The organism is Microbulbifer sp. JSM ZJ756, from assembly GCF_044383805.1.
Classification (GTDB): Bacteria; Pseudomonadota; Gammaproteobacteria; order Pseudomonadales; family Cellvibrionaceae; genus Microbulbifer; species Microbulbifer zhoushanensis.
The window spans coordinates 149,416-172,683 of the sequence record NZ_JBISER010000003.1 but is presented as its reverse complement, the minus strand read 5'-3'; the positions used below and the strand labels follow the sequence as shown (position 1 = coordinate 172,683).

Here is a 23,268-nt window from a genome sequence, read left to right as displayed (position 1 = left end):
TTGCGCATGAAGTTGTTGCGTCACCTTTTGCCCGCGAATCCTCTTTCCCACTTCCTTCCAGCCTGCGCGATGACAATGGCGCTGGCGTTCCTCCTGTCCTTCCCGGCCGTCTCATCCGCGGAGGTCTCCCAGCGCGAGTGGGCCGGTAACTGGCTGGTGGTCGGCGAGGGCGATGCCCAGCTGGTCTGGCAGCTGCACGCCGACGGCTCCGGTTATGCCTACGGTTTCCAGCCCGGCGGGGAGCTCTCCCATGGCTTCGCCATCAGCTGGACACTCCAGGGCGACCGGGTGCGGGTGCGAACCGGTGCGGCGGTACGCTGCAGTGGCGGTGTGGTGGATGTGGCCTTTACCGGCTGGAGCCCCGTGACCCTAGACTTCGCAGTACTGGATGGACGCCATTGGCGCCAGCATGGCGGCGGGTTGCTGAGCTTCCAGCGCCGCCTGCAGGACTGGGAGACCCCCACGGCCGGCAACGAGTGCCCCAGGCTGAATAGCTAGGGGCATCCAGCAGGACCGGTGCGGCAGAGCCCGCCGGTCCCCTCCTCAGGGATGAGTAAAGCGACTGACTGGAGAACAGCTGTAATGCAGCGGCGCTTTATTCCCGCAGTAGCCCTGGCTCTCTTGGCCGGGTGGACCGTGTCCGGGGTCGCCCGGGCACAGCCGGAATCAGATGAAGCCCCCGACGGGGACGGCTGGGGCTGGGACGTAGAATCCCGGCTCGAGGCGGACCAGTGGGTGGGCGACTGGCTGATTTCCCGCGACGGCGAGGCACGCCATGTATGGAGCCTGCAAGCCGATGGCACGGGTCGCTCCTACGCCTTTGTCCAGCGCAGCAACGGCGATATGCGGTTCGCCTACGGCTACGACATCCAGTGGTATTTCGACCCGTTCACGCAGATGGCCAACATTCGCACCGAGCGGCGTATCGTCTGCCGTGGTGGCAAGCTGTATCCCTACTTCCTCACCCTCAAATCCTACGAAAGCGATTACGCGGTGCGCGGCAAGTACGCGTGGCAGACCACCTGGACCGAGGCCAGTATCGGCGAAAACAACCTGCACAAATCCCTCATCGTGTTTGTTACCCCGCTGTCGGGCTGGCACAACCCGCGGAAGGACGCGCCCTGCCCGGACTTTCCCAGCATCGAGCTGGAACAGGATATCGACCGGGCACTGGACCGCTGGGCCAGGGATGCGGAGCGGGCCCGGGTGAGTGCCGAGAGCGCAGAGGATGTCACGCCATCCGCGGACGAGCCGGATATAGAGGGGGAATCATTCAGCAACTGATGGCCGCCCCAACGATGGCGGCCGCCATACCAACCAGACCGGGAGTGACTCGATGTATGAACGCCACCATAGGGCTGGAAAAGCTGCTGCGCAGCTGTGAACCGCAGTTGCACGGCAGCGACTGTGTCTTCTGTACCCTGAGCGCGGAGCAGCTGCCCCTGCTGGCCGGCCAGTGCCTGTTACTGGTCAGTGAGCGGGACGGCTACAGCGCGATACTGCCGCGGGAACTCGCCGAGCGCGAGGGTATCCCGGTGGACGCACCCCTGTGCCAGATCACCCTGCGCCAGCGAGGCGGGCCGGTGTTGCCGGGACTGCTGGCTGCCCTTGCCGGTGAGCTGGACGGTGCGCGCATCAGCGCCCGTATCACCTCGACACCGCGGGGCCATCACCTGTTTGTCCCGCAGGCGCAGGCCCAGGACACACTCATGCTGTTGCGGGGAATCGGCAACCGGGCACACTACTGTTAGCGCTTGCCCGGTTCGCCGGCCGGCTATGCAGATTGACTATCCGCTGGTGCAACCCCACGGCGAAATCCGCCGGCTGTTACCGGATATTTTTTATATTCCCGGGACGGCCCAGCTGGCGCCCGCCACTGCCGTGAATCGCAACATGGCCATTGTCCGTTGCGGCGATGAGCTGGTGCTGGTCAACCCGGTGCGCCTGCGCCCCGCGCAGGAGGAAAAACTCGAGGACCTGGGCCATATCCGCCATGCGGTGCGCCTGGGCTATTTCCACGGCTGTGACGACCTCTACTATCGCGACCGTTTCAACCTGACCTTCTGGTGCCAGCCGCACTCGGACTACTATCCCGCACCCGCCGCAGACGCGCTGGTGGAGGAGGGTGGCGAGTGCCCGGTGCCGGGTGGGCAGTTCTTCGAGTTTACCCGCGGCCGCCATCCCGAGGCGGCGTTGCTGGTACCGGGCTGTGGCGGCCTGTTGCTGACCTGCGATGCGCTGCAGTACTGGACATCCTGGTGTGGTTGCAACTGGTGCGGCCGCAACCTGCTTCGACTGGCCGGCTTCCGCCAGGGCATGCAGGTGGCGCCCACCTGGTGCCGCCGCATGGCGCCCGAGGGCATGGATCCGGTGCGCTGGTTGCGGGCGGATTTCGAACGCCTGCTGGAGCTGCCATTCCTCCACTTTATTGCCGCCCACGGCGATTTCTGTCCCGATAATGCCCACGAGGAGGTGGCCGCTGCAGTGGACAGGCGGTTTGCCCGGCACTGACCCCGGCGACGAGTCGCCGAATTATTTTCCCGGTATGTGCGTCAATACGCTGCGATGACCCGGAACCGGTTGGCAATACCGCCGGAATGGATCGTGGTAACCTTGCTGGCGTATAAGAACTCATTCCGCCGGTGCCCGGTGCGCCATGGTTACTGCTGGCGGGCACCTTTCAACGCTGGACAAGAACCTGACGATGAGACTCACCAACCTGCTCGGTGCCCTGGCTGTGGGCGCCCTTGCTGCCTGCGCCACCACCCCACCACCGCTGCCGCAGGCGGATGTGGAGCATATCCGCCAACAACTGGAATACCTGGCTGCGGATGAGCTGGCCGGGCGCGAGACCGGCACGCCGGGCTATCGCCAGTCGGCGGAATATGTCGCCGGTCAATTCCGCGCCCTCGGGCTGCAGCCGGCCGGGGGAGAGGACTTCCTGCAGGAGGTGCCGTTCCGCCGGGCCAGCTGGGACGGCCGCGAGCCGACCCTGGTACTGCAGGGCCGCGACGGCGACATCACTTTCAGGTTCGGTGAGGATTTTGTGGCCTCGCCGCCCACGACCGCCGAGAGTACCGCCATCGCTGCCGGGCTGGTGTTCGTGGGCTTTGGTATCGACGCACCGGAGTACGGTATCGATGATTACGCCGGCCTGGATGTGAGCGGCAAGATCGTGGTGATCCTGTCCGGCCGCCCCTCCAGCCTGCCCAGCGAAGTGGGTGCCCACTACGCGTCTTCCCGCACCAAGCGCCAGACCGCCGCGCGCCACGGCGCCGTGGGTTACATGACCCTCAATACGCCACAGCGGGAAAAGCGCTCACCCTTCGCCCGTGCGGTAGAGCACCGGGAGGATGCCAGCTTTGACTGGATCGGCGCCGATGATATGCCCGGCAATGCCATTCCCGGCCTGCACCCCGGCGTCTACCTGGATATGCCCGCTGGCCGCCAGCTGTTTATGGGCGCCGAGCGCAGCCTGGATACCGTATTTACTGAGGTTGCCAATGGCCTGGCGCCGCGTGGCTTCCCATTGCCCTACCGCGCCTCCCTGACCAGTGGCGCGCGCCACGAGCAGGTTCTCAGTCCCAATGTGGTGGCGGTGCTGCCGGGCAGCGATCCCGAGCTGAAGGACGAGTATGTGGTGTTTTCCGCGCACCTGGATCACCTGGGTAAAGACGCGGAGGGGCGTGTGGTCAACGGTGCACAGGACAATGCCGCCGGCATCGCCATCATGCTGGAGACGGCGCGACTGTTTGTCGAATCCGGCCGTGCGCCCCGGCGTTCGCTGATGTTTGTGGCGGTGACCGCCGAGGAAAAAGGCCTGCTGGGTTCCGACTACTTTGCCCAGCACCCGCCGGTGCCGCCGCGCGCCATGGTGGCGAATATCAACCTTGATATGCCGATGCTGCTGTACCCGTTCCGGGACATCATCGCCTTCGGCGCCGAGCATTCCTCACTGGGCCAGACCACTGCGCGCGCCGCGGCCCGCGCGGGCCTCAGGCTGAGCCCGGACCCGATGCCGGAACAGGTGATTTTCGTGCGCAGCGATCATTACAGTTTCGTGCGCCAGGGGGTTCCCGCCATCTACCTGATCACCGGGCGCGAGGCACAGGATCCGGCAGCCGACGGCACTGCAATGCAGAACCGGTTCCTGCGCGAGCGTTACCACAAGCACACCGATGAGGCCGACGCCCAGGTGGATTACGTGGCCGCGCAGCAGTTCGCCCGGGTCAATTACGCCATTGCCCGCGAGGTGGCCGACGCGGACCGCAAACCGCGCTGGTACGAGGGGGATTTCTTCGGCGAGTTGTTCGCCCCCGGGGGTTGAACCACGCTGCAGATCAACTGCGCACTACCACCGCGGTGCGCAGTCGCTCCCTTCCAAACACGGACATGCGGGCAAAATCCTCGCGGGCAATGGGCAGGTAACTGCTATCCAGCTGGTCCCAGAGCTCATCACAGTCGGGATCGTGCACGTACAGGCACTGTTCATCCATACCCACCAGCGTTACCCAGTGGGGCACCTTTTTGCCGTCGAGCCGATAGGTGCTGACCAGCATTAACACCAGTGCACCTGCTTCCAGCCACTGCTGCAGCTGGTCCTGGGTGAATTCCTCCGGTACCACCTGCATGCCGGCGGCAGTCGCTGCCGCGCGGAAATCCGCATCCACCTGGCTGATCACTTTCTTTTTCCCGGGCGCTCGCACACTGTCGATAAACAGCGGACCCTCCCGGTTCAGGTACACAGAGGCGTCGAAGCCCCGCGCGCGCAGTGCCAGCCCCAGGCCCACCGGGTGGCAGCCACCGTGGCCGGAGGTCATGAAAATGGTGGTGGCCTCCCGCCACAGGGCCAGTTCCTCGCTGACAGAGGGGTCATAGCTGCTGTCCAGGGCTGCCATGGCCATCATGGCGGCAGCCGGGCCACAGGTGAAATCCGTCGTCTGCCGGTACCAGGGCACTGCCAGCCGATGCAGGTTTTCCGGATGGTAGTGGATGCGTTTCTGCATGCGCAGGGCATGGCTGTCATCCTGGTAATAGTTGCGGTAGCGGCCGAAGGCGCGGTAACCCAGTGCCTGGTACAGCGCGATCGCGGCCTGGTTATGTTCGGCAACTTCCAGGCGCATGAAAAAGCGACCACTGTCACTGGCAGCCTTTTCCACCGCTGATACCAGGTGGCTGCCAATACCCTGGCCGCGGGCGCTACTGGCTACTGCCAGCGAATAGAGCCGTGCCAGCCGGGTACCGCGACGCAAAATGACCAGCGCGTAGCCGAGCAGAGACGTGTCCCGTTCCGCCAGCAGGAACACACAATTGTCGGCCATTACCCAGTGACGCAGGCGTCGCCGGCTGAGTCGGTCGCGGGCAAAGGCGGCCTGCTCGAGGTCGTGCAGGGCCGCCACGTCGGCGGGCATCGCGGGCCGGATGACAAGGCCGGTTTTTTCCGGGGCGGGCATAGGGGGGCCTGTCGGCAAGAAGCCGTCAATACCGCGACATTGCGGCTGCGCAACAGTAGCAGAAGCGTCCCGGAAGGGAAGATTCCCCGGTGAAAAAACGCATAAAAAAACCTGTAGGCCGAACTCCGGTTTTCCTCTATCTTTCGCCTGCTGTCCGGCGTCCGCCGGACCCGATCCTGCGAGGCTTTCCTGCCGATGTCCCGGGTACTTATTGTTATCGACCAGCCCAGTGACTGGGCCCCCTATTATCCCAGCGAGCGCGTCATCACTTTTGCCGATTACCTGGCACTAGCTTCCCCCCAGCAGCGGGTTCGGGTGATTAACCTGTGTGGTGACTACCAATACCGCAGTGAGGGCTATTACTGCTCCCTGCTGGCGGAGGCGCGCAGCCACCACGTGCTGCCCAGCGTGCGCAGTCTCAATGACCTGGCGCTGCCGCAACTCTACAAGCTCCAGCTGGGTAGCATCCTGCCGGCGCTGGGCAAGTTGCCGGCACCGGCCGACGGCAGCAGCGAACTGCGGGTCAAGTCGTATTTCGGGCGCTGCCCCGAGCCGGTGTTGCAGCCGCTAGCACGGTTGCTGTTCGATCGTTTTCCCTGTCCGGTGCTGGAAATCCACCTGGTCCGCAACCAGTCCTGGGAAATTGCCGACCTGCACGTCTGTTCCCACCGCGACCTGGACGATGCAGAGGAGACGCTTTTTGCCGAGGCACTGGACGGTTTCAGCAACCAGGTGTGGCGGCCGCGGAAAAAGAGTGAAAGCAGCCGTTATGACCTCGCCATCCTGGTCAACCCGGAGGAATCACTGCCGCCGTCGGATAGCGTTGCCCTGAAGAAATTTGCCAGCGCCGGTCGCGAGCTGGGTTTTGCCGTGGAGATGATTACACCGGCGGACTACATGCGCCTGCCGGAATTCGATGCGCTATTTATCCGCGAGACCACGGCCATCGACCATCACACCTACCGCTTCGCCAAGCGGGCCGAAGCTGAGGGCCTGGTGGTACTCGACGATCCCACCAGCATCCTGCGCTGCACCAACAAAATCTACCTGGCGGACCTGTTCCGCACCCACAGGGTGCCGGCTCCCCGCACCGCTATCCTGCGCCGGGGCGACGAGGCCGGGTTAATGGCGGCAGTGCAGGAGCTGGGCCTGCCTATGGTGATCAAGATCCCGGATGGTTCTTTTTCCCGCGGCGTGGTCAAGGTAAAGAGCGAGGAGGAGCTGCGCGACCGGCTGGGTGAGTTGTTTGCCGAGTCCAGCCTGCTGCTGGCACAGGAGTTCCTGTACACGGAGTTTGACTGGCGTATCGGCGTTCTCAATAACCGGCCGCTGTATGCGTGTCGCTACTATATGGCCAAGAACCACTGGCAGATCTACAACCACGGCGACAAGAAAAACAGCAGTGGCGGCTTCGCCACCCTGCCGACCTTCGAGGTCCCGAAAGCGGTGCTGCAGGCCGCGCTCCGGGCCACCCGCCCGATCGGTAATGGTTTTTACGGCGTCGATGTAAAGGAGTCCGCAGGCAAGGGCTATGTGATCGAGGTCAATGACAATCCCTCGATCGACAGTGGCGTGGAGGACAAGTACCTGGGCAGGGAGTTGTATCGCCAGATCCTGTCGGAGTTTATCCGGCGACTGGAGGCGCGCCGCGTCGGCAGACAGGAAGCCCGGGCCGGACAGGGGATGCCGCTGTAATAAGCTGTAATCCTGTACCAATGAAGCCCATGTTAATCTCCGTGCCGGCTGGCGCTTGTATCAACCAGCCGACCGATAAAAAATACGCTAAAGGACGAAACATGATTAAGAAAATTGCCTTGGGGGCCTCAATCGCTGCACTGACCCTGGCTACTGGCTGTGCCAGCATTCTCAGCGACAGCAAATACCCGGTAACCATCAGCAGCACGCCCACCGGTGCCAACTTCTCTGTGATCAATGAGGCGGGCCTCGATGTGCATTCCGGTGTAACCCCGGACACCATCACGCTGGACGCTTCTGACGGTTTCTTCTCGTCCGCCAACTACACCGTCAGGTACCAGATGGCCGGTTACAATGAGCAGACCTTCCAGATCAAGGCTGGCATGGACGGCTGGTATATCGGCAACATCCTGCTGGGCGGCCTGATCGGCATGCTGATCGTGGATCCGGCCACCGGTGCCATGTGGAAGCTGCCGGAAACGGCCAATGCCACCCTGCAGCCGCAGACTGCCGCTGCCTCCTCCGAGGACCTGACCATTGCCTCTATCGACCAGGTGCCGGAAGAACTGAAATCCCAGCTGGTACGGGTGAAGTAATCCCGTTACTGCCCGCAGGGGTGGGAACAGTTAGCGAAGCCACCCTCCGGGTGGCTTTTTTATTGGCGGGTTACGCGGCCTGCCGGCACAGCTCCAGCCAGCGCTCGATCCCCGTGCTGCGGTATTTCTGCCGGTGCAGGGCGAAATAGAACTCGCGGCGGAAATCCCGCTGGGGTACCGGCAGCTCAACCAGCGAGCCGCGTTTCAGGGCATCGGTAAGGGATACCCGGGACAGGCAGCTAATCCCCAGTCCCGCTTCAACCGCACGCTTGATGGCTTCGGTGTGCTGTAATTCCAGCAGGATATGCAGCTGGGGAAGCAGCCCCGCCAGCGCACGCTCGAAAGTCTGCCGGGTGCCGGAACCCGGCTCGCGCAGTATCCAGGTGGCGCTGCACAGGTCGGCGTCGCCGAGGGCCTGATGGCCTGCCAGTGGATGGTCCGGCGCGCAGAAGACCACCAGCTCGTCGTCGCGCCAGGGCATCATTTCCAGGTCCGGGTGGTTGAGTTCCCCCTCGATCAGCCCCAGGTCCAGTTCAAAGTTCAGCACGCGCTCGGCGATGGCGGCGGTGTTGGCCACGTCCAGCTCCACCCGGGTACCCGGCTGCTCGGCCATGTAGCGCGCCATGATGCCCGCCGCCAGGTAGTTGCCGATGGTGAGGGTGGCGCCGATCTTGAGCCGCCCAAGGTCGCCGTGGGCGGCCAGCGACTGTTCCAGTTCCCGCGCCCGCTCCAGCAGCTCTTCGGCCCGCGGCCACAGCTGGCGTCCCAGCTCGTTGAGGCGTAGCCGCTTGCCGGTGCGCTCGAACAGGCGCAGCTCGAACTGCTGTTCGAGTTCCTTCAGCGCCGTGGAGGCGGCGGACTGGGACATATTCAGGCTGGCGGCGGCGCGGCTGACATTCTCGTGGTGGGCGCAGGCGAGGAAGACTTCCAGCTGGCGCAGGGAGTAGCGCAAGGCATACCTCCGGGTCGGGATTTCAGTTATCTATTAAATAGATAAGGATTATCGAAATATCCCATTTTGCCAATAGGTATTCCGCAGCTAGAATTCAGGCATTAAGAGAATTGAGGAATAACTGGTTCTAATCTTATGTCAAATTTGAATATTGAAAAGGTGCTGGATGTCCATCACTGGAACGACACCCTGTTCAGCTTCAAGACCAGTCGCGACCCGTCATTCCGCTTCGAGAACGGCCACTTTACCATGATCGGCCTGCAGCAGGAGAACGGCCGCCCGCTGCTGCGCGCCTATTCCATCGCCAGTGCCAACTATGAGGATGAGCTGGAGTTCTTCAGCATCAAGGTGCCGGACGGCCCCCTGACCTCCAAGCTGCAGAAGATCCAGCCGGGTGACGAGATCTATGTCAGCCGCAAGCCCACCGGCACCCTGGTGGCGGATCACCTGCTGCCGGGCAAGCGCCTGTGGCTGCTGTCCACCGGCACCGGCCTGGCGCCGTTCCTCAGCATCATCAAGGACCCGGATGTCTACGAGCGCTTCGACCAGGTGATCCTGACCCACGGTGTGCGCTACAAGTCGGAACTCGCCTACCAGGACTTTATCCAGCGGGAACTGCCGGAGCACGAGTACTTCGGTGAGATGATCCGCGAGCAGCTGCTCTACTACCCCACAGTGACCCGCGAGCCCTACGAGAACAATGGCCGCCTGACTGACCTGATGCTGTCCGGCAAGCTGTTCGACGACCTGGGCACGCCGAAACCCAACGTGGAAGAGGACCGCTTTATGCTCTGCGGCAGCCCGGGGATGCTCAAGGACCTGACCAGCATCCTGGATGACTGGGGTTTCCGCGAGACCCGCGCCGGTGTCCCGCACGAATACGTCATTGAACGCGCCTTTGTGGAAAAGTAATTACCACCCGCTTCGACTGTCTGGCCACCCTCGGGTGGCTTTTTTATTTCCGGAACCGGCATTAATGTAATCCCGGCGGCTGCGTCAGGCGTATTGGGCAGTGACATCCGGCTACCCTATAAATAGCCGGTGATGGATTTCCGCTAATGGCTGGCTGAGAGGCGCTACCTTGCGAAAACTTTTGCTGCTGTGTTTTGCATTCCTCTGGGGTTGTACCGGGGTGCCGGAGAATGTGCAGCCGGTTACCGGCTTCGATCTCGACCGCTACCTGGGCCGCTGGTACGAGGTGGCCCGCCTGGACCACTCCTTCGAGCGCGGGCTGAGCCATGTCACCGCCGAGTACAGCCTCAACGACGACGGTACCGTGAAAGTGGTGAATCGCGGTTATTCCCGTGAGAAAGGTGAGTGGCAGGAAGCCGTGGGCCGCGCCCGGTTTGCCGGTGACCCGGATACCGGCCACCTGGAGGTTTCTTTTTTCGGGCCCTTCTACGCCTCCTACGTGGTGGTGGCACTGGACGCGGACTACCGCCACGCGATGGTGACCGGCTACAACCGGGAATACCTGTGGCTGCTGTCCCGTGAACCGGAAATTCCCAAAGCCGAACTGGAGCAGCTGCTGCAGCAGGCGCGGGACCTGGGCTACAACACCGACAACCTGATCTTCGTCGACCACAGCGGTGAGCCCCCCGGCCAGTAGGCCCTGGCGCAGCTCCGGCTGGTTTGCGCCAGGGCTGGAAGTGCCTTCAGCGTTTCAGTTTCCGCTCTCCCCACCAGCTGATTGCCAGCAGGCCCAGTAGCAGCAACGCCAGCCAGTGTCGCGGTAGGGGCCGGTGCGGCGCCGGGGCTTCCCTACCGGGGCCCAGCCTGGCGGTGGCCATCTGCCCGGTGGACTGTGCTTTTAACGTGCGTTGCCAGGCGGGCCAGGCATCGGCGGCGAACACATACAGGCTGAACGGAGCCACCGCCGCTTCCGCCGTGGCTTCCAATTCATACCAGCCGTGCTCGCGGGGCCAGAAGGCATAACAGCCGTCAGTGGACTGCGTTCCCGCCAGGCGCTGCTCGCCGGCAACGGCCGACAGTAGCGGTGCCGCACCGGTGAAGCCGCGACTGCACAGGGTTACCCGGTGGCCCGCCCGCGGCAATGCCTGGCGCACCGTCACCGGTGCGCCACTGCCCCGGTAGGCCAGTTGCGGTTCCAGCACCGCCTGCCACAGGCGGGCGAAAGCCTGGCCATAGCCGGCGGTGATCCAGCGGTAGCTGTTGCGAAAAAACACAAACCCCAGTGCCCCGTCCGCATCCCCACGACCCCAGTAGAGCGCGGTATCCCTGCCATCGACTGGACCCGCGGGAGCCCCCCGCAGCACCCGGTCGGTGGCCTGCACGGCAACGGGCCGGAAACCGGTCGTGCCCAGGGCCGGCGTTTCGCGGTCGCCGAAGGGCGCCCGCAGTTCAGCGGACCTGTCGCGCTCCAGCGTCATGCCGTTGGCGCGGGCATAGTCGATAAAGCCCTCCGGCGCCTCGTCGCCCACCAGCCACAGCACCGATGCCTGTTGCCGCAGCTGCTGTCGCTGGCGCCGGTCCAGCTGCGGCCACAGCTGGCTGTCGAGGATCAGCAGGTCGAAGCCATTGGCGGGGTCCAGTGGTGCGCGATTGCCGCCGTCAAAACCGTTCAGGTTGCGGCTGCGCTCGATACCCGGTGCCAGCCGGGTAACGGCCCTGGTCGGTACGCCGGACTCCCGCAGCCAACGGGACAGCGCGGCGGACTCGAAGTCCGGCTGCGCCAGCCACAGCAATACCTGTGGCCGTTCGCCCCGGTTTACCTGTACCGGCACGGCTTCGCGCCTCGCCGATGGTCCCTCGCCAATCTGCAACTGGTATTCCCAGCGCCCGGCCAGCCGCGGTGTATCCGCCAGGGTCACCTTGCCGGGGGGGGGGGAGGCGGGGATGGTTGTTTCCGCAACCGCCGTACCGAAGGGATCCAGCAGTTTCACCGGCGTTTCTGCGGGCAGTGTCGCGGGCAACTGCAGCTGCAGGGCAAGCTCCTGCCCCAGGCCCAGCTGGCGCGGCCAGCGCGGCTGCCAGCCATCCGCTGCTGCCGTAGCGGGGGCAGCGTGTTCGTGGCTGGCGCCTGTCACCCGCAGCCGTACCGGCGGCAGGGCGAGCAGGTCCTCCCGGTACAGGCCGGGGCCGCTGACCGCGAGAGCCGGCAGCGCGTCCAGTTCACGGCTTGTAAGCGCCGGTGTTATTGCCTGGCGCGGCCCCGTCGCTGTATGGGCCAGGCCATCGCCGTCTTGCAGGCGTTCGCTATCCAGCAGCGCAGCATCGGGGGCGGGCAGCAGTTGCGGCGGCTGGGACAGGAGCCACGCGGCCAGCCAGATTGCCAGCTGCAGCACTCCGGCAGTGACGCGCCGCTGCGCCGGGGCATGGCGCCGGGCCACCAGTAACAGTGACACCAGCGCACCGGCGATACAGGTTGCCGTTATCCACAGGCTCATGGCATTCCCCCGCTCGGCACCGTCTGTTTACCGTGGGGATTGGCGGCGCGGATCCAGTCGGCGTAGCTGCCCTGGTTAGCGCCACTGGCCGGCAGTGCGGGTGCCGCCTGCGGCGGCGCCAGCAGCTGATACAGCTGTGCCTGCAGTTCCCGCCGACACTGGCTGCACGCCGTGTCCTGGCGGAAACGGCGCAGGGCCTTGCTGACTTCCAGTCGTTTCCCCTGTTGAAGCCCGGATTGCCCGCTGGCAGACATAAGCCCCGGCAGCGCGGCGAGCTCGTCTTCCGTTGGTGTTTCCCCGCTGAGCAGGCTGCGCAGGATGGACTCCAGCCTGGCGCGATCGGGGTCATCGAAGGCGGTGGTAACTTCCGGTGGCGCCACTTCGTCGCGCTCGCCGGTCAGGCGGCGCTCCTCGTCGATGGGCGGGGGCTCGAAGCCCACCCGCTGCAGGTAAATGCGCGAGGCCTGTTGTACCTCCTTGATATAACGCAGTGCGCGATGCTGGTGTGGGAGCGACGCCTGCGGTTCCACGATCGACAGCTCGCGCCAGGAGCTCCACATGGCATTGAGGGCGCTGCGCAGTAGTTCTTTCGTCTGCGGGTCGAACAGGGTCGCGTGCTCGGAGTTGTCGTGCTGGTGGCCCACTGCGGCGACGATGCCGGCGGCGTTGCCAAATTGCGTGGTTTCCCGCTGAATCTCGCCGGCACTTCCGGCCTGTTCCCCCGCGCTTTCCCCGCCATGTTCGTCCCGGTGCTGGCCGCCATCGCCATGTTCCCCGCTGTGTCCGGGTCCATCATCGTGCTGTTCCATGGCCGAGTCCTCCTCGCCCAGGAATTTGCCGTAGCGCATGCGCAGCAGGTTCTGTTCGTAGGCCAGGGATTCGGCGCGGCGGCGGAATTCGCCGGGGGGAATTTCCGGTTGGTCCGCCAGTAACGCCTCGGTATCGATAATCAGCTGCCGCTGGCTGCGGAAATATTCCGGCATCACCTTGATCGCCATGCCCTCGGCATCGCTCAGGCCAAAGATCTCCTCCTGCTGCCAGCGCAGGATAAAGTGCTGGCTGCTGGCCACATTGGGCGCGGGCGCACGGTTGTCGCGGGCCTCCAGGAACCAGTAGAGCTCGTCGCCGGGTTCGATGGTGAACCGGTCCACCGGCACCTGGAACTCAAAGCGCTGGCGCTGCCCGTCGGCGGCAGCCGGTTGCAGGGGAATGCGCTCGTTGCGAAAGCGCACATTCTCACCATTGCCGCTGGCCAGGGTCACCACCAGGGCGGTGTCCTCGATACGGAAGTCGTCTTCCACCGTCACCAGTACCCGCAGTGCCGCGTCGCCGGAGGCCAGCGCGGCACCGACCACCATAAGGCTGTCGCGGGGCAGGCTGAACTGGAATTGCGGTGCCCGGTCCGGGATCACCTCGATATTGTGGATTTCCGGCAACAGGGTCTCACGGCCGTCGCGGGTCAGTGCCAGCTGGTAGAAGTCACTCTCCGCCAGCCGGCGCTGCAGGGTCCAGCGGCTGGCCGGCAATTCCCCCCGGGGCTGGAATTCGAAATCGGCCTCCGCCGCTTGCATCCGCAGCCTCTCCACCGGGGCAGACAAGCTCACAGACCACTCGGCGCGGGCATTTTCCGGCGCACGGACCTGCAGCGCCTGTTGTTGCTCCGGGAGTCCGGTATAGGCCGGCGGCATGACCCGGACCTGTGCGCTGTCGACCTGGATCATTCCCGGCCCGTCAGCTTCCGCCGACCCGGAAGAATTGGCCGCGATGCCGTGTGCAGGCTCCGGGCTGCCGGGCCACAGGGTGGTCACCGGGGCCAGCAGTGCTGCCAGGCATAACACCAGGGTAACGCCAATGGCGGGCCGCCAGCGGCGTGGCCTGAAGTGCAGCAGTGCCCCGCCGGCTACCAGTTGCTCCAGCGCGCTGCGCGTGAGCTGTTGCTGGAGGCGCACCAGCGGCGGCAGGGTTTCCGGCGCCTCCAGCAGCAGGGCACTGCTGTCCTGCAGTTGCGGGAAGCGGTGGTCCAGCAATTGGCACAGGTCCCGGTGGCCGGGGCGCCAGCGCTTATCCAGTAATGCGCCCAGCCCGGCGACTAACGTGGCGGCGATGCCGCTCCACAGCGGCCAGCCCAGCAGGCCGTGGCTCACCTGGCCCAGCAACAGTGAAAGCAGTGCCAGCGCGATATACGGCGCGAGGCCCCATGCGCGCCAGTGGCGCCGGGCGATCCGCAGCGGAGAAGAGAGGCGGTGAGGCCGGTGCTTATCCATGGACCTGCCTCCGTGACAGAGTGAGTGCCCGCTCCGCCAGCAACACCAGTAACAATGCCAGCAGCAGCGGCTGCTGCAACGGTTCCCGGGCCGCGGCTGCCACCTCGCTGTCCGCTACCGGGATGCCCGGTGGCTTGCCCGCCGGCCAGTGTGGCTGCAATTGTGCCTGCAGCGGCCAGTCCTGTTGTGACCACTGCTGCCACAGCAGCGCCGGCAGGTCGGTACGGTGATAGAAAGCCTCGTCCTGCCAGTTGCCCCGGTAGCGCAGCCAGCTGCCGCGCCCCAGCGCGGCCGCTTCGCGAGCGGGCCCGCCGTCACCCCCCAGCGGCACAAAATCCAGTGCCCCGGCAGGGGTGACTGAACTGTCGCTGACCAGCAGCCCGCCGGCGCGCACGAATGCCTGCACCGCTTCCGGCAGGGGGCCGGGACGGTTATAGAGCAGCCACTGGAATTGCTGCGGGTCCAGTTGGCCCGGATCCGCCAGTGCCTGTGGCTCCAGCTGTGCGGTACCGGTTTCCGCCAGCTCCTGCAGGGCAGGGCCCAGCCAGGGTGGGGCTTCGCCCATGATGGCCATGGGTGGCGCCGGCGGGGCCGCTGGTGTGTTCTCGCCGGTGCGGTGCCACTGCCAGTGTGGGCTGTAGCGCAGCGCCCGGTAACCGGCAGCGCTGGCACCGGTGTCGAGCAGGATATGGGCATGGCGGTAGCGGGGCTCTGCCGCCAGTGCTGACAGGCTGTTCCAGCTGTCGCCACTCTCGGGGGAGCTGCTGGCCACCGGCTGTGGTCGCGGCTGCAGCCACAGGACCCGGGCGAATGGTCCCTGTGCCTCGCTAAAAGCGGCAAGCTCAGCGGGTTCCACCGCCGGGTCCACCAGCAGCAGCGCACCCGTGTTTTCCCGTTGCTGCAGCAAAGGTATCGCCAGCAGGGCCGCCAGCAGGGCCAGCAGCAGGAGCCGCAGGCACAGCAACCCGGTGTCGCGCAGCTGCAGGCGTTTCCAGCTCTGTGGCTGGCGCTGTTGCAGCCAGTGGGCCGCGGCGAAGGTAATTTCCCGCGGCGCGCTGCGCTGCAACAGGTGGATCAGCAGCGGGATCAGTAAAGCCAGCAGCAGCCACAGCCACTGCGGGGATTGCCAGCTCCAGGGTAACCACGACATCTCAGCTGTCCCCCCGCATCAGGCAATCCGCGAATGCAGTTGGACGAAACGCTGTACCGCATCCGCCAGCGGCCGCTCGATCTTGACGCTGGTCAGCGGGCTCTCGCGGCCGGCGAAGCCTGCGGCCAGGGACTGCTGTGCGCGGGCAAATGCCTCCAAGTACTGCGCCCGCTGGCTGCGTGCGTCCATTTCCCGCACGGGTGAACTGCCGAAACCGGCCTCCGGGTCGCGCACGCGCAGTTCGCCCTTGAACGGGAAAGTCTCTTCCGCCTCCACCAGCAGTTGCAGGGGCAGGCAGGGACGGCCGGCGGCATGCAGCCGCGCGGCAAAATCACTGATTTCCTGCCCACGCTCGAAAAAGTCGCTGACCAGCACTACCTGGCAGTTGCTGTCGAACTGCGACCAGAGCGGCTGCAGCTGGGTGCCATCCGGCCAGTGACCGGTGGCACGGCTGCGCTGCAGTTCCAGTGCAATGCGGTGGTGGTGGGCTTCGCCCTGGCCGGCGGGGACGCGGCGCAGGTCCGCGTCGTTCAGCACCAGCAGGGAGCAGCGGTCGCCCTGTGCCTGCAGCAGCCAGCACAGGGCGGCGATCCAGCATTTGCCGAACTGCAGCTTGGTGAGTTCCGGCACGGCAAAGCTGGGCTGGGCCATGGAGGCGCTGGCATCGAGCACAAAGCAGACGTGCATCTGGCTCTCCTGTTCCGCCTCGCGCACGTAGTATCGGTCGGAGCGGGCGAAGAGTTTCCAGTCGATATGGTTGATGGCGTCGCCCGGCTGGTAGCTGCGGTACTGCTGGAATTCCAGCCCGGCACCGCGGCGCCGGCTGTGTTGCGCGCCCAGCATTACGCCCGCGGCAATATGCCGCGACAACCATGCCAGGTCGCGGGTGCGGGCCAGTGTCAGCGGGTCCAGCAAGTCCACCGGGTCAGTCCTGCCCCGGCTCCGGGCAGGCCCGCAGCAGTTCATCGATCACGCGCGCGATACCGACCCCGTCGGCCTGGGCGTGGAAGCTCAGCAGGATGCGGTGACGGAGTACCGGCAGCAGCAGGGCGCGGATGTCCGCGCGGGTGACCGCCAGTCGCCGGTTCAGCAGCGCGCGTGCCTTGGCCGCCAGTACCAGTGCCTGGCCGGCGCGGGGCCCGGCGCCCCACTGGATCCACCGGGCCAGGGGTGAGTCCTCACTCCCGTTCGCTTCCCCGGTGGGGCGGGTGGCGCGCACCAGCCGGGCGATATAACCGTACAGGTCATCGCTGATGTGTACCTCGCGCACCAGCCGCTGCATCTCGATGATGGTGTCGCCGTCGAGGCAGGGTGAGGGTGGCGCGGTATCGCCGCCGGTGGTACCGCGCAGGATGGCGATTTCGTCTTCCTCGCCCGGGTAGTCGATATGGATATTGAGCAGGAAGCGGTCCAGCTGTGCTTCCGGCAGCGGGTAGGTGCCGGCCTGCTCAATCGGGTTCTGGGTGGCCAGCACGAAATAGGGCCGCGGCAGGGCCATGGTCTCGCCGGCCATGGTGACGGCGTATTCCTGCATCGACTCCAGCAGCGCTGCCTGGGTCTTGGGCGGGGTGCGGTTGATCTCGTCCGCCAGCAGGATATTGGTAAAGATCGGGCCGCGCTGGAACTTGAAGAAACGCTTGCCGGTGCTGTGGTCCTCCTCCAGGATCTCGGTGCCGAGGATATCCCCCGGCATCAGGTCCGGGGTGAATTGCACCCGCTTGAAATCCAGCTCGGTGGCCTCCGCCAGGGTTTTTACCAGCAGCGTCTTGCCCAGGCCGGGCACCCCCTCCAGCAGGGCGTGGCCGCGGGCCAGCAGGCAGATCAGCAGCTGGTCCACCACCTCGCGCTGGCCGACAATCACGCGGCCGATCTCAGCGCGCAGTTGTTCCAGCGCCGACAGGGTTTGCTCGATGCCGCTCTCGGTGGCGGTGCGGGTTTCAGTTTCCATGTTGTTTCACGTGGTTAATGCGTAGATAACGATATTGACGGCGAACTTTGTATTGTCGATCGCCAGCCAGCGTTTGTTGCGGTAGTCGTAATCCCACTCGCAACCGAAATCCTTGTTGCTGTAGAGCACCGCGATACGGCCGTCCACGACGATGGCCTTGAGGTAATCGTGTACCAGGTCATCGCCCCAGCCATTCAGCTCAAAGCTGGTCACCGGGAGCTCGTCGAACTCGAAAAAGCACCGGTAGATTTCGTGATCGGCTGGCAGCTTCTGCAGGCAGTCCTCGCCGAACAGCTCCACCATCTGCGCCTCGAAGGATTTGGCGAACAGGCCGTCGATATCGTGGTTGCAGTCGTCCACGAATACGAAGCCGCCGCGATTGACATAGTCGCGGAAATTGCGCTTCTCGGCCGGGGTAAACTCCCCCAGCTTGTGCCCGGCCAGGTAGCAGAAGGGCGCCAGCAGCATGGCCGGGTCCGCCAGCGGCACAATGCGTTCCTTCGGGTCGACCTTCAGGTTCGTATATTCGACCAGGGAATTCAGCACATTCGATGGCATGCGCTGGTCCACGTCCCAGTCGCCGGATTCGTACATCAGGCGGGTAAAGTAGAAATCGTAATACTCCCCGGGTTGCGCACGCAGGCCTGCCGGCAGCGCGAGAGCGCCGCTGGTGAGCAACAGGTGGCTTAGGAAATGCCTGCGGGAGAGGGACACGGTTACTGCTCTGTGATCGACTGAAAATCGTGCTTGTAGTTACGCAGTGCCGGTAATGCACTACTGCCCTGCCATCCATGGCGCAACCAAAGGCGTTTATCCCGGCTTCAGCCCCGCCATCCATGGCGGGGCTGAAGCCGGGCGCAAAGCATCGCCCGGCTTAGCCCAACTTGCGCTTGGTGTTGATCACATTGACCCCGTCGAAGCGCGCCGTGGAGCTGCCGTGGGACACGGTGCTGATCTGGCTCGGTTGGCCCTTGCCGTCGAAGAAGGAGCCGCCCAGGCGGTAGTCGCGCTTGTCGCAGATCTGCGAGCAGGAATTCCAGAATTCCTGGGTGTTGGACTGATAGGCCACATCCTCCACCATGCCGGTGATCTTGCCGTCCTCGATCTCGTAAAACAGCTGGCCACCGAACTGGAAGTTATAGCGCTGCTGGTCGATGGAGAAAGAGCCGGCACCGACGATGTAGATGCCCTTTTCCACGTCCTTGATCATGTCGTCCAGGCCCAGTTCATCCTGGCCTGGCAGCAGTGACACGTTCGGCATGCGCTGGAACTGCACACTGGACCAGTCGTCGGCGTAGGAACAGCCGTGGGATTTCTCCTGGCCGAGCATGTGCACCTGGTCGCGGGTGGCCTGGTAGTTCACCAGGATGCCATCCTTCACCAGGTCCCACTTGCCGGTCTCCACGCCCTCGTCGTCGTAACCGACCGCACCCAGTGACCCGGGCTGCACCTTGTCGGCGAACAGGTTCACCTTGTCACTGCCGTACTGGAATTTGCCGCTGCGCCACTTGTCGAGGGTGGCGAAGGAAGTGCCGGCGTAGTTGGCCTCGTAGCCCAGTACGCGATCCAGTTCCAGCGGGTGGCCGACGGACTCGTGGATGGTCAGCCACAGGTGGCTGGGGTCGAGCACCAGGTCGTACTTGCCGGGCTTGACGGACTTCGCCGTGAGTTTCTCTTTTGCCTGCTGCGCCGCCAGCCGGGCGTCCTCGACCATGTCGTAGGAATCGCGATACAGCACGGTCTGCGACTGCACCTTGTCCTCGGCGCGGCCATCCAGGTACTCGAAGCCGCGCCCTACCGGCTGGCTCAGGCCGTTGCGGGTGCGGAAGCCGCCGGTCTTCTTGTCTACGGCGGTCACCTGCATCGGCGCCCACAGGCGATGTACGTCCTGGTCGATATAGGAGCCATCGGTAGAGGCAAAGTACTTCTGCTCGTTCACCACGTAGAGGCTGGAGTTGATAAAGCTGGCCCCGGCGCCGAGGGCGGCCTCGTTGACTGCCATCAACAGGTCGACTTTTTCCGCCAGCGGGATCTGCATGGCGTTTTTCTGGATCGGTGTCTTCCAGCTTACCTCGCCGTAGCCTTTCTGCTCGGCCAGCTGCACCGGCTCGCTCTGGTACCTGGAGTTGGCCTTGGCGGTGGCCACGGCCTTGCGGGTAGCCCTGGCGATCCCGTCGCTGGTCATATCGTTGGTGGCGGCGAAGCCCCAGGTGCCGTTGGCGATCACGCGCACGCCCATACCGATGGACTCGGTATTGACTACGTTCTGCAGCTGCATTTCACGGGTGATCACATACTGGTTCAGGTAGCGGCCGATGCGCACGTCGGCATAGGTGGCCCCCAGCTTGGTGGCGGTATTCAGGGCGGCGTCGGCCAGCTCCTTCTTGACGGAGAGGTCGATACCGCTGGTGGTCAGCTTGCTCTCGGCCACCAGGTTGCCGGACAGCGGCAACATGGAAACGCCCATGCCGGCGCCGGTCAGCTGTAAAAATTTTCTTCTGTCCATGTCAGGTCCTCGTTTTGGCTGCCGGGCTTAAACCGCGTCGGAAAGGCTGCTGAAGGTGAAGTCGCGCACTTTCAGTGCGGGGACCATGGCGGGGAAGCCCATCATGTTGACGCGCTTGGCCTGTCCCATTTCCTCGATGTTGTTCAGCATGATCACCGGGCTCTCGTTGAAGCGGAAGTTCTTTACCGGGTACTTGATCTTGCCGTTCTCGATATAGAAAGTGCCGTCGCGGGTCAGGCCGGTCAGCAGCAGTGACTGCGGGTCCACCATGCGGATGTACCAGGTGCGGGTCACCAGGATGCCGCGGCGGGTGTTCTTGATCAGTTCCTCGGTGGACTTGTCGCCGCCGATCATGATCAGGTTGCCCGGTGTCGGTACCGCTTCCTCTTCAGTCTTTTCGGCCCAGTAGCGGCTGCGGAACATATTCTGTGCGACACCGCCCTTGACCCAGTCGATGCGCTGCAGGGGCATGTGGTCGTCCTCGGCCCAGGGAGTCGCAGGTACCTGCGGGTCGGTGGGGTCGGAGTAGATGTGCACGCGCTTGTCGAACATCTTCTCGCCCAGGCGGTTGCCGCCGCCCTTCTTGCTCATGAAGCTGCGGCCTTCGTCGGCGTTGCGCGCATCGTAGCTGTACATCATGTAGCCCAGCAGGCCGGAGACGGCGTTGGGCTCCAGGATCACGGTGTACTTGCCCGGCTCCAGCGCGCGGGCCTCCTGGGACTGTACCGCCTTGTCGATGGCAATGCCCGAGGTGGCGGCTGTGCTCATGTTGTCAAAGTCGGTCACGTCGCTCTCGGCCCAGCCCGAGCCCAGGCCATTTTCGGTGCGCATGGTCACGGTGAAATTGGCCGAGGTGGAGACGTGGTAGCCGAACAGTCCCCTGGTGTTGGCCACGGCGGCGAAGGAGCGCGCATCCTCCAGGTAGCCGGCAGCCACGACCTTGTTTTTCTTGGCTGCCATGATGGAGTCGGCGGCGGCCTTGGCGCGCTGCTCCGGGGTGATGTTGGCGGTGGCCTTGGCGAAACCGTTTACGTCCAGGTATTTCTGCGGGCCCAGCAGCGGCATGGCCTCGGGATTGTCCGGGGAGAGTTTTGCCAGCTCCTCGGCGCGGCGCATGACTTTCTCCAGGGCCGCGTCGCTGAACTCATTGATGGTGGCCACGCCGGACTTCTTGCCGAAACGTGCCTCGACCGCCAGCGAGATATCGTCGACGATACCGCTGGTGGAAACACTGTTGCGCGCGTAGCGGATGTTGCCGGTCTCGGCACCGGTCAGCTGTGCGCTGGCTCCATCGGCACGGCTGTATTCCAGCACCTTGTCGAGAATGCGCTTTGCTTCACTTCTGGTCAGGATTGCCATTATTTTTTCTCCGGTTACTTATTCTTGTGTCGGCACCGCCCTGGGGGCGGTGCCGCGCTGTCAGTACGGGGCAGTTGCCCCAGCAGTGTCTTACGAAATCTTGCGCTTGGTATTGATTACATTGATCTTGTCGAAGCGGGTGGTGGAACAACCGTGGGACACCGCGCTCACCTGGCTGGGCTGGCCCTTGCCATCGAAGAAGGTGCCGCCCAGGCGGTAATCGCTCTCGTCACAGATGGCCGAGCAGGAATTCCAGAATTCCTGGGTGTTCGACTGGTAGGCGACATCTTCGACCTGGCCGACAATCTCGCCGTCCCTGATTTCGTAGAACAGCTGGCCGCCAAACTGGAAGTTGTGGCGCTGCTGGTCGATGGAATAGGAGCCGCGGCCAAGGATATAGATACCCTTCTCCACGTCCCGGATCATGTCCTTCACGGAGTACTTTTCCTTGCCCGGCGCCAGTGACACGTTCGGCATGCGCTGGAATTGCACGCTGTCCCAGCTGTCGGCATAGGAGCAGCCGTGGGATTCGTCCTGATCGATCATGTGCACCTGGTCGCGGGTGGCCTGGTAGTTCACCAGGATGCCGTCCTTTACCAGGTCCCAGCGCCTGGCCTTCACGCCTTCGTCGTCATAGCCGACGGCGCCGAGGGACCCGGGCTGGGTGCGGTCGGCAAAGAAGTTGACCTTGTCGCTGCCGTACTGGAATTTGCCGCTGCGCCACTTGTCCAGGGTGGCAAAGGAGGTGCCGGCGTAGTTGGCCTCGTATCCCAGCACGCGGTCCAGTTCCAGCGGGTGGCCGACGGACTCGTGGATGGTCAGGCGCAGGTGCAGGGGCTCCAGCACCAGGTCGTACTTGCCCGGGTCGATGGACTTGGCCGACAGCTTGGCCTTCGCCTGCTCGGTAGCGAGGATCGCGTCCTCGGCCATATCGTAGGAATCCCCGTAGAGGGTGGTGTGGCCGTGGATCTTGTCCTCCTCGCGGCCGTCCAGGTACTCGTAGCCGAGCCCCACCGGGGTGCTGAGGCCGTCGCGGGTCTTGAACACACCGGTGTCCTTGTCCACGGCGGTCACCTGCATGGGCGCCCACAGGCGGTGGATGTCCTGGTCGATATAGGAGCCGTCGCTGGAGGCGAAGTACTTCTGCTCGTTGACCAGGTAGAGGGAGGAGTTGATGAAGCTGGCCCCGGCCTTCAGTGCGCTGTTATTGACCTCCATCAGGTAGTCCACCTTCTCGCTGATGGGCACCTCGAAGGCATTCTTCTGGATGGGGGTCTGCCAGGACACCTCGCCCACGCCCTTGACCGGCGCCAGCTGTACCGGCTCGACCTGGTACCTGGAATTCGCCCTGGCGATGGCCACCGCACGGCGCGCGGCAGTCGCGATGCCGTCGTCGGTCAGGTCATTGGTGGCGGCGAAGCCCCAGGTGCCGTTGGCGATCACGCGGATGCCGGCACCGAAGGACTCGGTGTTGATGATGTTCTCGACGCGGGTCTCGCGGGTGACCAGGAACTGGTTCAGGTAGCGGCCGATGCGCACATCGGTATAGCTGGCGCCGGCCTTGCGGGTGGTGTTCAGCACTATGTCCGCCAGCGCTTTCTTGCGCCGCACGTCCATACCATTTTGGGTCAGTTCCGCGGCGCTGACGCGGGTGCCGTAGACCGGCAGCAGGATACCGCCAGCCCCGACACCGGCCATCTTCAGGAATTCTCGTCTCTGCATGGTCCTCCCCAGCCCGGTACACCGCAGGGCGGTAGCGCCGGGAGTATTGGTTATTGTTCTCTGGTCGCAGGGCCCGGTGTCCCGGCTGACCGGTGTATCCAACCTATCACAATGGTGATGGCCGGTCAGGACATCCCGCGGCAGGTGCCCGGAATGCAAAAAAATTGACCAATGATCAGGATCTTCCGGTCGCGGGGGGCTTGTAAAGCGGCGGTC

General features: G+C 64.4%; 20 protein-coding genes. 9 read left to right on the top strand and 11 right to left on the bottom strand.

The features are described from left to right. The first annotated feature begins 75 nt into the window (after nt 1–75). The 5 genes from ACH6CX_RS06945 to ACH6CX_RS06925 all read left to right on the top strand — a co-directional run bounded on the left by ACH6CX_RS06945 (nt 76) and on the right by ACH6CX_RS06925 (nt 4,327). Nucleotides 76–498: a hypothetical protein gene (locus tag ACH6CX_RS06945; protein ID WP_232940437.1), complete on the top strand. Its 423-nt coding sequence runs from the start codon at nt 76–78 to the stop codon at nt 496–498. 84 nt (nt 499–582) lie between these two features. Next, nucleotides 583–1,284 carry a hypothetical protein gene (locus ACH6CX_RS06940; protein ID WP_232940438.1) on the top strand — a complete coding sequence of 234 codons (702 nt, stop codon included), beginning with the start codon at nt 583–585 and terminating at the stop codon, nt 1,282–1,284. A gap of 56 nt (nt 1,285–1,340) precedes the next feature. Next, the gene (locus ACH6CX_RS06935; protein WP_232940439.1) at nt 1,341–1,751 is read left to right on the top strand and encodes an ACT domain-containing protein; all 411 of its coding nucleotides are present in this window, start codon (nt 1,341–1,343) and stop codon (nt 1,749–1,751) included. Nucleotides 1,752–1,776: 25 nt separating this feature from the next. After that, nucleotides 1,777–2,511 carry a hypothetical protein gene (locus ACH6CX_RS06930; protein WP_232940440.1) on the top strand — a complete coding sequence of 245 codons (735 nt, stop codon included), beginning with the start codon at nt 1,777–1,779 and terminating at the stop codon, nt 2,509–2,511. A 193-nt stretch (nt 2,512–2,704) separates the two neighbouring features. Continuing rightward, entirely contained in the window at nt 2,705–4,327 is a 1,623-nt protein-coding gene (locus ACH6CX_RS06925; protein WP_396675239.1) for a M28 family metallopeptidase, read from the top strand. 13 nt (nt 4,328–4,340) lie between these two features. On the opposite strand, the gene ACH6CX_RS06920 is transcribed toward ACH6CX_RS06925, so the two are convergent. Continuing rightward, a complete protein-coding gene (locus tag ACH6CX_RS06920) occupies nt 4,341–5,453 on the bottom strand; it encodes a GNAT family N-acetyltransferase/peptidase C39 family protein (RefSeq protein WP_232940443.1) in 1,113 nt (370 codons plus the stop codon). Nucleotides 5,454–5,648: 195 nt separating this feature from the next. Here ACH6CX_RS06920 and ACH6CX_RS06915 point away from each other — a divergent pair, with 195 nt between their 5' ends. Together ACH6CX_RS06915 and ACH6CX_RS06910 are read left to right on the top strand one after the other, a co-directional pair. Further along, entirely contained in the window at nt 5,649–7,148 is a 1,500-nt protein-coding gene (locus tag ACH6CX_RS06915) for a RimK family protein (protein WP_232940444.1), read from the top strand. A 101-nt stretch (nt 7,149–7,249) separates the two neighbouring features. After that, nucleotides 7,250–7,744, top strand: a complete 495-nt coding sequence (locus ACH6CX_RS06910; protein ID WP_232940445.1) for a hypothetical protein — start codon at nt 7,250–7,252, stop codon at nt 7,742–7,744. Nucleotides 7,745–7,814: 70 nt separating this feature from the next. On the opposite strand, the gene ACH6CX_RS06905 is transcribed toward ACH6CX_RS06910, so the two are convergent. Further along, entirely contained in the window at nt 7,815–8,696 is an 882-nt protein-coding gene (locus tag ACH6CX_RS06905; protein WP_232940446.1) for a LysR family transcriptional regulator, read from the bottom strand. A 135-nt stretch (nt 8,697–8,831) separates the two neighbouring features. On the opposite strand from ACH6CX_RS06905, the gene ACH6CX_RS06900 reads away from it, so the two are divergent. After that, entirely contained in the window at nt 8,832–9,608 is a 777-nt protein-coding gene (locus ACH6CX_RS06900) for a ferredoxin--NADP reductase (protein ID WP_232940447.1), read from the top strand. 169 nt (nt 9,609–9,777) lie between these two features. Beyond that, nucleotides 9,778–10,305 carry a lipocalin family protein gene (locus ACH6CX_RS06895; RefSeq protein WP_232940448.1) on the top strand — a complete coding sequence of 176 codons (528 nt, stop codon included), beginning with the start codon at nt 9,778–9,780 and terminating at the stop codon, nt 10,303–10,305. Nucleotides 10,306–10,351: 46 nt separating this feature from the next. Here the strand turns inward: ACH6CX_RS06895 and ACH6CX_RS06890 are convergent, their stop codons facing one another. The 9 genes from ACH6CX_RS06890 to ACH6CX_RS06850 form a co-directional block, all read right to left on the bottom strand. After that, on the bottom strand, nt 10,352–12,103 hold the full coding sequence (locus ACH6CX_RS06890; RefSeq protein ID WP_396675238.1) for a hypothetical protein: 1,752 nt from the start codon (nt 12,101–12,103) through the stop codon (nt 10,352–10,354). Continuing rightward, nucleotides 12,100–14,367 carry a hypothetical protein gene (locus ACH6CX_RS06885; RefSeq protein WP_334078348.1) on the bottom strand — a complete coding sequence of 756 codons (2,268 nt, stop codon included), beginning with the start codon at nt 14,365–14,367 and terminating at the stop codon, nt 12,100–12,102. Before ACH6CX_RS06885 ends, ACH6CX_RS06890 begins: the two co-directional genes overlap by 4 nt. Beyond that, on the bottom strand, nt 14,360–15,517 hold the full coding sequence (locus ACH6CX_RS06880) for a BatA domain-containing protein (RefSeq protein WP_334078347.1): 1,158 nt from the start codon (nt 15,515–15,517) through the stop codon (nt 14,360–14,362). Before ACH6CX_RS06880 ends, ACH6CX_RS06885 begins: the two co-directional genes overlap by 8 nt. Nucleotides 15,518–15,535: 18 nt before the next feature. After that, nucleotides 15,536–16,438, bottom strand: coding sequence for a DUF58 domain-containing protein (locus tag ACH6CX_RS06875; RefSeq protein WP_232940452.1), 903 nt, complete (start codon nt 16,436–16,438; stop codon nt 15,536–15,538). A 4-nt stretch (nt 16,439–16,442) separates the two neighbouring features. Beyond that, nucleotides 16,443–17,465, bottom strand: coding sequence for a MoxR family ATPase (locus ACH6CX_RS06870; protein WP_334078346.1), 1,023 nt, complete (start codon nt 17,463–17,465; stop codon nt 16,443–16,445). 6 nt (nt 17,466–17,471) lie between these two features. Then, nucleotides 17,472–18,179, bottom strand: coding sequence for a DUF4159 domain-containing protein (locus ACH6CX_RS06865; RefSeq protein ID WP_396675237.1), 708 nt, complete (start codon nt 18,177–18,179; stop codon nt 17,472–17,474). 160 nt (nt 18,180–18,339) lie between these two features. Further along, on the bottom strand, nt 18,340–19,971 hold the full coding sequence (locus ACH6CX_RS06860; RefSeq protein WP_232940457.1) for a TldD/PmbA family protein: 1,632 nt from the start codon (nt 19,969–19,971) through the stop codon (nt 18,340–18,342). A 27-nt stretch (nt 19,972–19,998) separates the two neighbouring features. Continuing rightward, nucleotides 19,999–21,330: a TldD/PmbA family protein gene (locus ACH6CX_RS06855; RefSeq protein WP_232940459.1), complete on the bottom strand. Its 1,332-nt coding sequence runs from the start codon at nt 21,328–21,330 to the stop codon at nt 19,999–20,001. A gap of 90 nt (nt 21,331–21,420) precedes the next feature. Continuing rightward, on the bottom strand, nt 21,421–23,052 hold the full coding sequence (locus tag ACH6CX_RS06850) for a TldD/PmbA family protein (protein WP_396675236.1): 1,632 nt from the start codon (nt 23,050–23,052) through the stop codon (nt 21,421–21,423). Between the last annotated feature and the right edge of the window lie 216 nt (nt 23,053–23,268).

Bases quoted from the DNA above. Each gene is read 5' to 3' on its own strand.
- ACH6CX_RS06940 (WP_232940438.1), top strand. From the start codon at position 583: ATGCAGCGGCGCTTTATTCCCGCAGTAGCCCTGGCTCTCTTGGCCGGG.
- ACH6CX_RS06925 (WP_396675239.1), top strand. From the start codon at position 2,705: ATGAGACTCACCAACCTGCTCGGTGCCCTGGCTGTGGGCGCCCTTGCT.
- ACH6CX_RS06855 (WP_232940459.1), bottom strand. From the start codon at position 21,330: ATGGCAATCCTGACCAGAAGTGAAGCAAAGCGCATTCTCGACAAGGTG.
- ACH6CX_RS06930 (WP_232940440.1), top strand. From the start codon at position 1,777: ATGCAGATTGACTATCCGCTGGTGCAACCCCACGGCGAAATCCGCCGG.
- ACH6CX_RS06910 (WP_232940445.1), top strand. From the start codon at position 7,250: ATGATTAAGAAAATTGCCTTGGGGGCCTCAATCGCTGCACTGACCCTG.
- ACH6CX_RS06945 (WP_232940437.1), top strand. From the start codon at position 76: ATGGCGCTGGCGTTCCTCCTGTCCTTCCCGGCCGTCTCATCCGCGGAG.
- ACH6CX_RS06870 (WP_334078346.1), bottom strand. From the start codon at position 17,465: ATGGAAACTGAAACCCGCACCGCCACCGAGAGCGGCATCGAGCAAACC.
- ACH6CX_RS06920 (WP_232940443.1), bottom strand. From the start codon at position 5,453: ATGCCCGCCCCGGAAAAAACCGGCCTTGTCATCCGGCCCGCGATGCCC.
- ACH6CX_RS06880 (WP_334078347.1), bottom strand. From the start codon at position 15,517: ATGTCGTGGTTACCCTGGAGCTGGCAATCCCCGCAGTGGCTGTGGCTG.
- ACH6CX_RS06935 (WP_232940439.1), top strand. From the start codon at position 1,341: ATGAACGCCACCATAGGGCTGGAAAAGCTGCTGCGCAGCTGTGAACCG.
- ACH6CX_RS06850 (WP_396675236.1), bottom strand. From the start codon at position 23,052: ATGCAGAGACGAGAATTCCTGAAGATGGCCGGTGTCGGGGCTGGCGGT.
- ACH6CX_RS06885 (WP_334078348.1), bottom strand. From the start codon at position 14,367: ATGGATAAGCACCGGCCTCACCGCCTCTCTTCTCCGCTGCGGATCGCC.
- ACH6CX_RS06860 (WP_232940457.1), bottom strand. From the start codon at position 19,971: ATGGACAGAAGAAAATTTTTACAGCTGACCGGCGCCGGCATGGGCGTT.
- ACH6CX_RS06900 (WP_232940447.1), top strand. From the start codon at position 8,832: ATGTCAAATTTGAATATTGAAAAGGTGCTGGATGTCCATCACTGGAAC.
- ACH6CX_RS06915 (WP_232940444.1), top strand. From the start codon at position 5,649: ATGTCCCGGGTACTTATTGTTATCGACCAGCCCAGTGACTGGGCCCCC.
- ACH6CX_RS06890 (WP_396675238.1), bottom strand. From the start codon at position 12,103: ATGAGCCTGTGGATAACGGCAACCTGTATCGCCGGTGCGCTGGTGTCA.